This window comes from Actinobaculum sp. 352 (genome assembly GCF_003957265.1).
Classification (GTDB): Bacteria; Actinomycetota; Actinomycetes; order Actinomycetales; family Actinomycetaceae; genus Asp313.
The window spans coordinates 13,877-25,648 of sequence record NZ_RQSN01000002.1 but is presented as its reverse complement, the minus strand read 5'-3'; the positions used below and the strand labels follow the sequence as shown (position 1 = coordinate 25,648).

Below are 11,772 nucleotides of genomic sequence, written 5' to 3'. Positions count from 1 at the left end.
GATCTGAACTCATGGGAATTCGTAAGTACAAGCCGACGACCCCGGGTCGTCGCGGTGCGAGCGTTGCCGACTTCGCGGAGATCACCCGATCGACGCCGGAGAAGTCGCTGCTGCGCCCGTTGACCAAGTCCGGTGGTCGCAATAACCACGGTCGTGTTACCACACGGCATCGCGGCGGTGGCCATAAGCGCCGTTACCGCCTCATCGACTTCCGCCGCTGGGACAAGGACGGGGTACCCGCGAAGGTCGCGCATATCGAGTACGACCCGAACCGCACCGCCCGTATCGCCCTGCTCCACTACGTGGACGGCGAGAAGCGTTACATCCTGGCGCCGAAGAACCTGCGGCAGGGTGACATGGTGGAAAACGGTCCGAATGCGGATATCAAGCCGGGCAACAATCTGCCGCTGCGCAACATTCCGGTGGGTACCACCGTGCACTGCGTGGAGCTACAGCCCCTGGGCGGTGCAAAGATCGCGCGCAGCGCTGGCACCTCCGTGCAGCTGGTTGCTCGTGAGGGGCGCTACGCTCAGCTGCGTATGCCCTCCGGTGAAATCCGCAATGTTGACGCACGTTGCCGCGCCTGCGTGGGCGAAGTCGGCAACGCCGAACAGTCCAATATCAACTGGGGCAAGGCAGGCCGCATGCGCTGGAAGGGCGTCCGCCCAACCGTCCGCGGTGTCGTTATGAACCCGGTTGACCACCCGCACGGCGGTGGCGAGGGCAAGACCTCCGGTGGCCGTCACCCGGTCAGCCCGTGGGGTAAGCCCGAGGGCCGCACCCGCCGTCCCAACAAGGCCAGCGACAAGCTCATTGTGCGCCGTCGCAAGACCGGCAATCGCTGAGAGAGGATGAGCAATGCCGCGTAGTCTGAAGAAGGGCCCCTTCGTTGACGACCACCTCATGAAGAAGGTGGACGAGCAGAACGAGAAGGGCACGAAGAACGTTATCAAGACCTGGTCACGCCGTTCGGTCATCACCCCCGATTTCCTCGGGCACACCTTCGCGGTGCACGATGGCCGTAAGCACGTGCCGGTATTCGTTACGGAATCCATGGTCGGCCACAAGCTCGGGGAGTTCGCCCCGACCCGTACATTCCGCGGGCACGAGAAGGACGACCGCAAGGGCCGCCGCCGCTGAGCGGGCCTGAGAGAAGAGAGTTAGGCAGGAACATGGAAGCCAAGGCGCAGGCGCGATACGTGCGCGTTACGCCCCGCAAGGCCCGGCGCGTCGTGGATGTTATCCGCGGCAAGCGCGTCCAGGATGCGGTCGACGTGCTGCGTTTCGCACCACAGGGGGCGGCACAGCCCGTCCTGAAGATTGTTGAGTCGGCCGTTGCGAACGCCCGTTACGCGGCGGAGCAGGCCGGTGAGCGTTTCGATGAGGGCGATCTCTACATTCAGGCGGTATACGCCGATGAGGGGCCCACTATGAAGCGAATCCAGCCGCGTGCGCAGGGGCGTGCAAATCGCATCCTCAAGCGCACTAGCCATATCACCGTTGTTGTCGGCGACGAACCCGTCGCCACCGGAAAGAAGAGGAGGACCCGATAGTGGGCCAGAAGGTCAACCCGACCGGGTTCCGACTCGGAATCACCACTGATCACCGCTCGAAGTGGTTCGCGGACTCGGTGAAGCCGGGGCAGCGTTACGCCGACTTCGTGGCGGAGGATATTCAGATCCGCCGCATGATTGAAAAGACGCTGGAGCGCGCCGGCATCTCGCGCGTCAACATTGAGCGTCGCGCCGAGCGTGTCGTCGTCGATATCCACACTGCCCGCCCGGGAATCGTGATTGGTCGGCGTGGTGCGGAGGCCGACCGTCTGCGCGGGGATCTCGAGAAGCTGACCGGCAAGTCGATTCAGCTCAATATTCTCGAAGTGAAGAATCCCGAGGCGGACGCACAGCTCGTCGCTCAGGGCATCGCGGAACAGCTCGCATCGCGTGTTTCCTTCCGCCGTGCCATGCGCAAGGGAATTCAATCGGCGCAGCGCGCCGGCGCACGCGGTATTCGCGTGCAGTGCTCCGGGCGCCTCGGCGGCGCCGAGATGTCTCGTTCGGAGTTCTACCGCGAGGGACGGGTGCCGCTGCACACGCTGCGGGCAAACATCGACTACGGCTTCTACGAGGCACGTACCACCTTCGGCAGGATCGGCGTTAAGGTGTGGATCTACCGTGGCGATATGACCGACGCCGAGTACTACCGCTCGCAGGCCGAGGCCCCGCGTGGGCGCGGACGCGGCGAGCGTCGCGGACGGCGCGGTGAGCGGCAGGGCCGCGGCCAGCAGGCGCAGCAGCGCTCTGCACAGAGTACCGAACAGGCGGCAAGCGAGGCTCCGGCGGCCGCTCCGGCTGCGGAGTCCGCAGAGGCTACCACCACAGGAACGGAGGCCTGAACATGCTGATTCCTCGTCGCACAAAATGGCGCAAGCAGCACCGTCCCGGGCGTAAGGGTATGGCCAAGGGCGGTACGCGGTTGGCTTTCGGTGACTTCGGCATCCAGGCGCTTGAGCCCGCCTACGTCACCAACCGGCAGATCGAGGCGGCCCGTATCGCCATGACGCGTCACGTCAAGCGTGGAGGCAAGATCTGGATCAACATCTTCCCGGATCGCCCGCTGACCAAGAAGGCGCTCGGCCTACGAATGGGCTCCGGTAAAGGCCCGGTAGAGACCTGGGTGGCAAATGTGAAGCCCGGGCGGGTCATGTTCGAGATGGGCGGCGTCGACGAGACGTTGGCGCGCGAGGCCATGAGCCGCGCCATGCACAAGCTGCCCATGAAGACGCGTTTCATCGCACGTGAGGAGGCTGAGTGATGGCTAAGGGACTGACGACTGAAGACCTTGACGCCATGACCGAGGCGGAACTGCGCGATAAGCTCAAGGAGTCCAAGGAGGAGCTTTTCAACCTTCGGTTCTCCTCGGTGACGCACCGCCTGGAAGACAGCGGCCGTCTCCGTGAGGTTCGCCGCGAAATCGCCCGCATTTACACCATCCAGCGCGAACGTGAGCTGGGCATCCGTACCGCTCCGGCGGCGAAGAAGTGAGGTTTCAGTGAGCGAACAGAACACCGCCGAGGCAACTGCCCGCGCGCATCGCAAGGTACAGACCGGTTACGTCGTCTCCGACAAGATGGATAAGACCGTCGTCGTGGAGGTCGAGAATCGCCGCAAGCATTCGCTGTACGGCAAGGTCATCACCCGCACGAAGCGCGTGAAGGCACACGATGAGAACAACGAGGTGCGCGTGGGCGACCTCGTGCGCATCATGGAGACCCGGCCGCTCAGCGCGACCAAGCATTTCCGCGTGGTCGAAGTCATTGAGAAGGCCAAGTGAGCCGCAAGCTCACCGATAGAACCCCATCCGTTCGGCAAGGCTCGCCTGGCGAGAACCGGCACGACGACAGGAGAAATCACAAATGATCCAGCAGGAGACGCGGCTCAACGTCGCCGACAACACGGGTGCGAAGGAGATCCTTTGCATTCGTGTACTCGGTGGCTCCGGCCGACGCTACGCCGGAATCGGCGACACGATTGTCGCCACCGTCAAGGATGCTATTCCTGGCGGAAGTGTTAAGAAGGGCGACGTGGTGAAGGCAGTCGTCGTCCGCACGAAGAAAGAGACCCGTCGCAAGGACGGCTCCTACATCCGATTCGACGAGAATGCCGCCGTGCTGCTTCGGCCCGACGGCGACCCCCGCGGAACACGCATCTTCGGCCCGGTGGGCCGCGAACTGCGCGACAAGCGCTTCATGCGCATCGTTTCGCTGGCACCGGAGGTGATCTGATGGCGAAGATCAAGAAGGACGACCTCGTTCAGGTTATCGCCGGTCGTGACAAGGGCCTGCAGGGCCGGGTGCTCTCGGTTGATACGAAGCGTCAGCGCGTTGTCGTCGAGGGCGTTATGCGAGTCAGGAAGCACGTGAAAGTCGGGCAGACATCCCGCGGCGGCACAACGGGTGGGATTGAGACTGTTGAGGCTCCGATCCATATCTCGAACGTGCAGCTGGTTGTGGATGGGAAGCCCACGCGCGTGGGTTACCGCGAGGTCGAGGTTGAGCGTGACGGACGGAAGAAGATCGTCCGTGAGCGCATTGGACGTCGCGGTGGGAAGGAGATCGAGCTGTGAGCGTGCAGACCGCTCCCCGTCTCAAGACGAAGTACCGCGAGGAGATCATCCCCGCTCTGGAGTCCGAGTTCCACTACTCGAACCCGAACAACGTCGCGAAACTCGAGAAGATCGTTGTGAATATGGGTGTCGGCGACGCCGCGCGCGACTCGAAGGTTCTCGAGGGCGCCATCGCCGATCTCACGGTGATCACCGGCCAGAAGCCGGCGGTCTCGCGGGCGAAGAAGTCGATCGCCCAGTTCAAGCTGCGTGAGGGGCAGGCCATTGGCTGCCGCGTCACGCTGCGCGGTGATCGTATGTGGGAATTCCTCGACCGACTGTTGGCGACGGCCCTGCCGCGTATTCGTGACTTCCGTGGCCTGTCCGATCAGCAGTTCGACGGACACGGGAACTACACCTTTGGTCTTACGGAGCAGACGGTGTTCCATGAGATCAATCAGGACAAGATCGATCGTGTCCGCGGAATGGATATTACCGTTGTGACGACGGCGAGCAATGACGACGAGGGCCGCGCCCTGCTGCGCCACCTCGGATTCCCCTTCAAGGAGGCGTGAGCATGGCGAAAACCGCTCTGAAGCAGAAAGCCGCCCGGAAACCGAAGTATGGCGTGCGCGCCTACACGCGCTGCAACCGCTGCGGGCGTCCTCATTCGGTGTACCGCAAGTTCGGCCTGTGCCGGATTTGCCTGCGCGAGATGGCACTGCGCGGCGAACTGCCCGGTATCAAGAAGTCCAGCTGGTAATAACTACGTCGCAGGTCCGCAAGGGAAACCACGACGAGGAAGGGCACAAGCCCAATGTCAATGACTGACCCAATCGCAGACATGCTGACACGTCTGCGTAACGCCAACTCGGCGTTCCATGAGTCGGTGAGTATGCCGTATTCGAAGCTCAAGGAAAATATCGCAAAGATCCTGGAGCGCGAGGGCTACCTTGCCGGCTACACCGTCGACGACGCCAAGGTGGGAAAGACTCTCACACTCGTGCTCAAGTACGGTGCGAATCGAGAGCGTGCACTGGCCGGCCTGCGCCGCGTATCGAAGCCCGGCCTGCGCGTGTACGCGAAGTCGACTAAACTGCCCAAGGTTCTCGGTGGCCTCGGTGTGGCGATTCTGTCCACCTCATCCGGCCTGCTAACGGACCGCGAAGCGAAAGATAAGGGCGTCGGCGGGGAAGTCCTCGCCTACGTCTGGTGAGAGGGGAGGAAGAAGATATGTCACGTATTGGCAAGCTCCCCATCCAGGTCCCGGCAGGTGTCGAAGTGAAGATCGACGGCCAGCAGGTTTCCGTCAAGGGCCCGAAGGGCACCTTGGAACACACCGTTGCCGCTCCGATCACCGTAGCGCTGGACGGCGACTCCGTCGTCGTGTCGCGGCCGAACGATGAGCGGGTGGCACGTTCGCTGCACGGACTGACTCGCACGCTAATCAACAACATGGTGGTCGGAGTGACCGAGGGTTACTCGAAGGCCATGGAGATTGTCGGCACCGGTTACCGCGTGGTTGCCAAGGGCTCGGATCTCGAGTTCTCGCTCGGCTACTCGCACACGATTCTCGTGAAGGCTCCGGAGGGCATTAGCTTCCAGGTGGAATCGCCCACGAAGTTCTCCGTTAACGGAATCAACAAGCAACAGGTCGGAGAGCTGGCGGCCAATATCCGTAAGCTCCGCAAGCCCGAGCCGTACAAGGGCAAGGGTGTGCGTTACGCCGACGAAACCGTTCGCCGCAAGGCCGGAAAGGCTGGTAAGTGATGGCAGTGACCGTCAAAGGCAAAGGCAAGTTCATCTCGCGTTCCCGCCGTCACTTCCGTGTCCGCAAGAAGGTTGTGGGTACCGCAGCACGTCCGCGTCTCGTTGTCACCCGCTCGAATCGGCATATGGTCGCGCAGGTAATAGACGATTCCATCGGTCGTACGCTGGTTTCCGCTTCAACCATGGAGGGCGACCTGCGCTCCACCGAGGCGAACAAGGTGGACAAGGCGCGCAAGGTCGGCGAGCTCGTTGCGAAGCGTGCTCTCGACGCCGGTATCAATGCTGTGGTTTTTGACCGCGGTGGAAACAAGTACCACGGCCGGGTCGCGGCCGTGGCGGACGGGGCCCGTGAGGCCGGGCTGACTCTGTGAGTCAGCGAGCACGAGAACAGAGGATGTACTGATGGCTGCACAGCAGCGAGACCGGGCCGCCTCTAACGGCCCAGACCTGAACGACGGCGGTCGCGAGCGCGGCGGACGCCGTGACTCGCGGCGCGGCGAGCGCCGTGACCGTCGTTCGGATGACAAGAACGCTTACATTGAGCGTGTCGTGACCATCAACCGCGTCGCCAAGACTGTCAAGGGCGGACGTCGCATGTCGTTCACCGCTCTTGTGGTGGTCGGCGATGGCAATGGCACCGTGGGTGTCGGTTACGGCAAGGCTAAGGAAGTTCCGGCGGCGATTGCCAAGGGCACGGAAGAGGCCAAGAAGAAGTTCTTCAAGGTGCCGCGTATCGGTTCCACCATCCCGCACCTGGTGCAGGGTGAGGATGCCGCCGGCGTGGTCCTGCTTCGCCCGGCTGCACCCGGAACCGGCGTTATTGCCGGTGGACCGGTGCGCGCCATTATGGAGTGCGCGGGAATTCATGACGTGCTGAGCAAGTCGCTCGGCTCATCGAACGCGATCAACATCGTGCATGCCACGGTCGCGGCGCTGCGCTCGCTCGAGCAGCCGGAATCGGTGGCGGCTCGTCGCGGACTCCCGCTGGAGCGCGTTGCTCCCGAGTCGATGCTGCGCGCTCGCGCCGAGGCGGATGCCAAGGATCGCGCGGAGAAGCAAGCGGAGGCTGCCCGCGCTGAGAACGAGGCGGCAGCTGCGGGAGTTGGTGCATAATGGCACGGCTGAAGATCACTCAGAAGAAGTCCACCGTGGGTGGAAAAAAGAATCAGGCGGCAACGCTTCGGACGTTGGGACTACGCCGCATCGGCCAGTCCGTCGTCCGTGAGGACCGCCCTGAGGTGCGCGGCGCGATTCGTACAGTCGCTCACCTGGTTACCGTGGAGGAGGTTGACTGATGGCGGACAACGAAGAGACCAGCGGGCGCACCCACGTCCTGAAGGTTCACCATTTGCGTCCCGCCCCCGGTTCGAACAAGCCGAAGACCCGTGTCGGTCGTGGTGAAGGTTCGAAGGGTAAGACGGCCGGTCGTGGTACCAAGGGAACGAAGGCGCGCAACCAGGTTCCTGCTCGCTTCGAGGGCGGGCAGATGCCGATTCATATGCGGCTACCGAAGCTGCGTGGTTTCAAGAACCCGTTCCGTGTTGAGTACCAGGTTGTTAACGTCGGTGCGCTGGCGGAACTTTTCCCGCAGGGCGGCACGGTTACCGTTGACGACCTCGTTGCCAAGGGTGCAGTACGCGACAATTCCCTGGTCAAGGTGCTTGGCGCAGGCGATATCTCGGTCAAGCTCGATGTTACGGTTGACGCCTGGTCGGCGTCGGCAAAGACGAAGATTGAGGCGGCTGGCGGATCGCTGGCGACACGCTGATCTGAGACATCTGCCCCCACATAACGGTGGGGGCAGGTGTTTATCTACATTGCTAATTCCAATGTGGGCCAATAGGCGGGTATAGTGGACCCGGCGGCGGTGAGGTTCCGACCTCCCGTAGTCCAAGAAGCATGAAACGCGGAGGGGTGCTCCGCACCAACTGGAGGAACCTTGGTTAAGGCGCTAGCGGCAGCGTTCCGTACTCCCGACCTGCGGCGCAAGCTGCTTTTCACCATGGGGATCATGGTGCTCTATCGATTGGGCACCTTCATTCCCGCCCCGTTCGTTTCGATTCGGAACGTACGCGAGTGCATGGTTGAGAGCGGCACGGGCGATTTTCTTTCGATGCTCAACCTGTTCTCGGGTGGGGCGATGATGCAGTTGTCCGTCTTCTCGCTGGGCATCATGCCCTACATTACGGCGTCGATTATCATCCAGCTTCTCCGCGTCGCGATTCCGCGGTTCGAGGAGTTGCACAAAGAGGGGCAGGCCGGAACAGCAAAGCTCACTGAGTACACCCGCTACCTGACCATCGGACTCGGGGTGTTGCAGAGTGCCGTGGTTATTTCGGTGGCCAATACACAGCTATTCACCTCCTGCACGGTGGAGCCGATTCCGGATGCCACTCCATTGAAGATTTCCATGGCGATCCTGACGATGACCGCTGGTACCGGCCTGATTATGTGGCTGGCGGAACTCGTCACCGAGCGTGGCGTCGGCAACGGCATGTCGATCCTGATCTTCACCGGAATCTGCGCGAACTTCCCGACCATGATTGTCAATGTGGTCCGGTCCAATTCGGGTTGGGCTGGTGCCATCCTGATAGTAGCCGTGTTCCTCGCTATTACCGCAGTCGTCACCTTCGTGGAACAGTGCCAGCGGCGTATTCCGGTGCAGTACGCAAAGCGTGTGGTGGGACGGCGTACCTACGGAGGCTCTACCACCTATCTGCCGATCAAGGTGAATATGGCGAACGTGATCCCCGTGATCTTCGCATCCTCCATCTTGATGCTGCCGCAGATGATTGCGCAGTTCGGTAGCCAGACCTCGGGCTGGGTGCAGTTCATCATGCGCTACTTCAACTCGCAGTCCTGGGTGTACATGCTCACCTATGCGGTGCTGATCTTCGCCTTCACCTTCTTCTACACCTCCATCACGTTTAATACCGAGGAGGTGGCGGACAATATGAAGCGCTACGGCGGCTTCATCCCGGGTATTCGCGCCGGACGACCCACGGCTGAGTACCTGCGGTATGTCTCTACGCGTATCACTTGGGTCGGAGCGACCTATCTGGCGATCGTTGCTCTTATTCCTACCGTGATGTTTGCACGCATGGGCATTCCACAGGCAGGCTTCGGTGGAACTTCTATCATGATCCTTGTGGGCGTCGGTCTGCAGACGGTAAAGGATATCGATGCTCAGCTGCAACAGCGTCATTACGAGGGCTTCCTCAGGTAGGCGGCCCGAAGGAACGAGGAGGCTTTATGGCTGTTCGTCTCATTCTCGTTGGACCACCCGGTGCCGGCAAGGGTACCCAGGCGGAACTTTTGTGCGCTCGGTTTGGTATTCCCGCTATCTCTACTGGCGCGATTTTCCGAGCTCATGCGCAGGCGCAGGACGAACTCGGGCGCCTCGCGGAGTCCTATTCGGCACGCGGCGAGCTGGTGCCCGATGAGGTCACGGACCGCATGGTTGAGGAGCGTTTGGCGCAAGAAGATGCGGCAGTCGGCTTCCTTCTCGACGGTTATCCACGCAATGCGGCTCAGGTGGGTTCATTAGACCGTATTCTGCGAAGTGGCGATGTCGCCCTGGATGCCGTGGTGGAACTTACGGCTGACGACGACGTCGTCGTCCAACGATTACTCGGTCGGGCAAGCGAACAGGGCCGTAAGGACGATACGGAAGCGGTTATTCGGCATCGGATAGCGCTGTACCACGAAACAACGGAGCCTGTCGTATCGGTGTACCGGGAGCGCGGCCTCCTGGTACAGGTGGATGGTATTGGCACGATTGATGAGGTTGCGGCTCGAATAGCCGTTGCACTCGATGCCTATCTCGAGAAGCGAGCCTGAGAGCGGGATGCACTAGTCTTGGAGCATATCGAGTACAAGACTGACGCCGAGATCCGGTCGATCCGTACAGCGGCATTGGTGGTCGCGGAGATTCACGCCGCACTGCGGGAGGCAGTTCAGCCGGGAATGACCACGGGCGAGTTGGATAGCCTGACCCTGCGAGTGCTGCAGAGGGCCGGTGCGCGTTCTAACTTCTACGGATACTACGACTATCCCGGGCAGGCATGTATCTCGGTCAACGAGGAAATTGTGCATGGCATTCCGGGTGATCGAGTGCTGGCTCCCGGTGATATCGTCTCCTTCGACTGCGGTGCGGTGCTCGATGGATGGCACGGCGACTCTGCCTTCACCGTGGTTCTTTCCGGGGGCGATCCGGCTATTCGCGCCAGGCGGCAGCGCCTCGCCGACATTACGGAAGAGGCGATGTGGCGGGGAATAGCGGCTATGGCGGCCGGCAAACACGTTGGTGACATCGGCCGCGCTATTGACGATTACATCTCTGGGCTGCCCGACGGGCCGAATATAGTCGAAGACTATGTTGGCCACGGCATTGGAACGGCGATGCATCAGGCGCCGGACGTGCCGAACTATCGGACACGCACGCGTGGACCGCGGTTGCGCCCGGGGATGGTGCTGTGCATCGAGCCCATGCTGACTGCGGGTAGCCAGGAGAATATGGTGCTCGATGACGACTGGACCGTGGTGACGGTGGATGGCTCTGACGCCGCACATGTGGAGCACGAGGTCGCGCTGCACTCCGGTGGAATCTGGGTGCTCTCGGCGCCGGACGGGGGAGCGGCGGGTCTGGCGCCTTTTGGAATCCGCCCCGTTCCTTTGGACTGAGCAGTGAGTGCGTGAGCACTCGTGTGTACCGGCTGAGAGGGTAACGCGCCTGGATGAACACGGAAGGTACCGGTTCGCCCGTTTGCTGCGTGCGGTTGCAGGTGCCTGCTACGCCGATGGGCATGAGTGAAAAACGTCGGCGCAAGTGCCGCGGCGGCCTCTACGTGACCCAGTGCACCGGAATCTGGCTTTCACGCTGAACAATACCCGAGTAGGATTAACACTCGGTACGTTGTGCCCAAGGGGTGCACGTATGCGGTTTCCCGCAATCCGGTGGGGGATCGTAGAGAGTGTTAGCGAGGGATATGGCGAAGAAGGATGGCGTCATCGAGGTTGAGGGAACGGTGGTTGAAACCCTCCCCAACGCGATGTTCCGTGTCGAGCTAGAGAACGGGCATGTTGTGCTGGCCCATATTTCTGGCAAGATGCGGCAGCATTACATCAAGATTCTGCCCGAGGATCGGGTGGTTGTGGAGCTTACTCCATACGACCTGAATCGTGGGCGAATCGTCTACCGCTATAAGTGAGCCCTACTGTGCTATCGCCGTCAGGCGGCAGCCGGACGGCAAGGAAGAACGACAATGAAGGTCAAGCCCAGCGTTAAGAGGATCTGTGACAAGTGCAAGGTAATTCGCCGGCACGGTCGTGTCATGGTGATCTGCGAGAACCCGCGGCACAAGCAGCGTCAGGGTTAAGCTCGGCGTAGCGGGCAGAGCCCGCAAGAAAGCGCATCACCAGCCGATTGGCAACCTCCGGACCGAAGGCCGGGGCCTGCGGTGAGACCCGCAGGGATGGCGATGCATCATACCTTCGGAACTATCAACAGGAGCTAAGAAATTGGCACGTCTCTCAGGTGTTGATCTCCCTCGCGAAAAGAGGGTCGAGATCGCGCTCACCTATATCTACGGCATTGGCCGGACACGGGCGGCTGAGGCCTTGGCTGCGACCGGTGTGAACCCGGATACTCGCGTCAAGGACCTTACCGAGGACGATCTGGTCAAACTCAAGAACCATATCGACGAAAACTACAAGGTTGAGGGTGATCTGCGCCGTGAGGTCCAGGCGGACATTCGCCGCAAGATCGAGATCGGCTGCTACCAGGGTCTACGCCATCGGCGTGGCCTGCCGGTTCGCGGCCAGCGCACCAAGACCAACGCGCGTACCCGCAAGGGGCCGAAGCGTACCGTTGCCGGAAAGAAGAAGGCTAAGTAAGCC

General features: G+C 61.6%; 23 protein-coding genes. All 23 read left to right on the top strand.

Annotated elements, in window-relative coordinates:
- The first annotated feature begins 11 nt into the window (after positions 1–11).
- On the top strand, positions 12–845 hold the full coding sequence (gene rplB / locus EKN07_RS02325) for a 50S ribosomal protein L2 (RefSeq protein ID WP_126145564.1): 834 nt from the start codon (positions 12–14) through the stop codon (positions 843–845).
- Between the two features lie 13 nt (positions 846–858).
- The gene (gene rpsS, locus EKN07_RS02320) at positions 859–1,140 is read left to right on the top strand and encodes a 30S ribosomal protein S19 (RefSeq protein WP_108715230.1); all 282 of its coding nucleotides are present in this window, start codon (positions 859–861) and stop codon (positions 1,138–1,140) included.
- 32 nt (positions 1,141–1,172) lie between these two features.
- Positions 1,173–1,553, top strand: coding sequence for a 50S ribosomal protein L22 (gene rplV / locus EKN07_RS02315; protein ID WP_108715231.1), 381 nt, complete (start codon positions 1,173–1,175; stop codon positions 1,551–1,553).
- A complete protein-coding gene (rpsC, locus tag EKN07_RS02310) occupies positions 1,553–2,395 on the top strand; it encodes a 30S ribosomal protein S3 (protein WP_108715232.1) in 843 nt (280 codons plus the stop codon). Before rplV ends, rpsC begins: the two co-directional genes overlap by 1 nt.
- Before the next feature lie 2 nt (positions 2,396–2,397).
- Positions 2,398–2,814, top strand: a complete 417-nt coding sequence (gene rplP / locus EKN07_RS02305; RefSeq protein WP_108715233.1) for a 50S ribosomal protein L16 — start codon at positions 2,398–2,400, stop codon at positions 2,812–2,814.
- Entirely contained in the window at positions 2,814–3,044 is a 231-nt protein-coding gene (gene rpmC, locus EKN07_RS02300; protein WP_108715234.1) for a 50S ribosomal protein L29, read from the top strand. Before rplP ends, rpmC begins: the two co-directional genes overlap by 1 nt.
- 7 nt (positions 3,045–3,051) lie before the next feature.
- On the top strand, positions 3,052–3,333 hold the full coding sequence (gene rpsQ, locus EKN07_RS02295; RefSeq protein WP_108715235.1) for a 30S ribosomal protein S17: 282 nt from the start codon (positions 3,052–3,054) through the stop codon (positions 3,331–3,333).
- Positions 3,334–3,415: 82 nt separating this feature from the next.
- On the top strand, positions 3,416–3,784 hold the full coding sequence (gene rplN / locus EKN07_RS02290) for a 50S ribosomal protein L14 (protein ID WP_126145563.1): 369 nt from the start codon (positions 3,416–3,418) through the stop codon (positions 3,782–3,784).
- Positions 3,784–4,125 (top strand): 50S ribosomal protein L24, encoded by a 342-nt coding sequence (gene rplX, locus EKN07_RS02285; RefSeq protein ID WP_108715236.1) that lies wholly within the window; start codon positions 3,784–3,786, stop codon positions 4,123–4,125. Before rplN ends, rplX begins: the two co-directional genes overlap by 1 nt.
- Positions 4,122–4,679, top strand: a complete 558-nt coding sequence (gene rplE, locus EKN07_RS02280; RefSeq protein ID WP_126145562.1) for a 50S ribosomal protein L5 — start codon at positions 4,122–4,124, stop codon at positions 4,677–4,679. The genes rplX and rplE overlap by 4 nt, the downstream gene beginning before the upstream one ends.
- A gap of 2 nt (positions 4,680–4,681) precedes the next feature.
- Entirely contained in the window at positions 4,682–4,867 is a 186-nt protein-coding gene (locus tag EKN07_RS02275) for a type Z 30S ribosomal protein S14 (RefSeq protein ID WP_108715238.1), read from the top strand.
- A 54-nt stretch (positions 4,868–4,921) separates the two neighbouring features.
- Positions 4,922–5,320: a 30S ribosomal protein S8 gene (gene rpsH / locus EKN07_RS02270; RefSeq protein ID WP_108715239.1), complete on the top strand. Its 399-nt coding sequence runs from the start codon at positions 4,922–4,924 to the stop codon at positions 5,318–5,320.
- Between the two features lie 17 nt (positions 5,321–5,337).
- Positions 5,338–5,874, top strand: a complete 537-nt coding sequence (gene rplF, locus EKN07_RS02265; RefSeq protein WP_108715240.1) for a 50S ribosomal protein L6 — start codon at positions 5,338–5,340, stop codon at positions 5,872–5,874.
- On the top strand, positions 5,874–6,245 hold the full coding sequence (gene rplR / locus EKN07_RS02260; RefSeq protein WP_108715241.1) for a 50S ribosomal protein L18: 372 nt from the start codon (positions 5,874–5,876) through the stop codon (positions 6,243–6,245). The genes rplF and rplR overlap by 1 nt, the downstream gene beginning before the upstream one ends.
- A gap of 31 nt (positions 6,246–6,276) precedes the next feature.
- Positions 6,277–6,987, top strand: coding sequence for a 30S ribosomal protein S5 (gene rpsE / locus EKN07_RS02255; protein WP_108715242.1), 711 nt, complete (start codon positions 6,277–6,279; stop codon positions 6,985–6,987).
- Positions 6,987–7,169, top strand: coding sequence for a 50S ribosomal protein L30 (gene rpmD / locus EKN07_RS02250; protein WP_108715243.1), 183 nt, complete (start codon positions 6,987–6,989; stop codon positions 7,167–7,169). The genes rpsE and rpmD overlap by 1 nt, the downstream gene beginning before the upstream one ends.
- Positions 7,169–7,642, top strand: coding sequence for a 50S ribosomal protein L15 (gene rplO / locus EKN07_RS02245; protein ID WP_108715244.1), 474 nt, complete (start codon positions 7,169–7,171; stop codon positions 7,640–7,642). The genes rpmD and rplO overlap by 1 nt, the downstream gene beginning before the upstream one ends.
- 171 nt (positions 7,643–7,813) lie before the next feature.
- Positions 7,814–9,100, top strand: a complete 1,287-nt coding sequence (secY, locus tag EKN07_RS02240; RefSeq protein WP_108715245.1) for a preprotein translocase subunit SecY — start codon at positions 7,814–7,816, stop codon at positions 9,098–9,100.
- 26 nt (positions 9,101–9,126) lie between these two features.
- The gene (locus EKN07_RS02235; RefSeq protein WP_108715246.1) at positions 9,127–9,714 is read left to right on the top strand and encodes an adenylate kinase; all 588 of its coding nucleotides are present in this window, start codon (positions 9,127–9,129) and stop codon (positions 9,712–9,714) included.
- A gap of 18 nt (positions 9,715–9,732) precedes the next feature.
- Positions 9,733–10,557 carry a type I methionyl aminopeptidase gene (map, locus tag EKN07_RS02230; protein WP_108715247.1) on the top strand — a complete coding sequence of 275 codons (825 nt, stop codon included), beginning with the start codon at positions 9,733–9,735 and terminating at the stop codon, positions 10,555–10,557.
- Between the two features lie 305 nt (positions 10,558–10,862).
- The gene (gene infA, locus EKN07_RS02225) at positions 10,863–11,084 is read left to right on the top strand and encodes a translation initiation factor IF-1 (protein ID WP_108715248.1); all 222 of its coding nucleotides are present in this window, start codon (positions 10,863–10,865) and stop codon (positions 11,082–11,084) included.
- A 54-nt stretch (positions 11,085–11,138) separates the two neighbouring features.
- A complete protein-coding gene (rpmJ, locus tag EKN07_RS02220; RefSeq protein ID WP_108715249.1) occupies positions 11,139–11,252 on the top strand; it encodes a 50S ribosomal protein L36 in 114 nt (37 codons plus the stop codon).
- A gap of 142 nt (positions 11,253–11,394) precedes the next feature.
- Positions 11,395–11,769 (top strand): 30S ribosomal protein S13, encoded by a 375-nt coding sequence (gene rpsM / locus EKN07_RS02215; RefSeq protein ID WP_108715250.1) that lies wholly within the window; start codon positions 11,395–11,397, stop codon positions 11,767–11,769.
- Positions 11,770–11,772 lie beyond the last annotated feature (3 nt).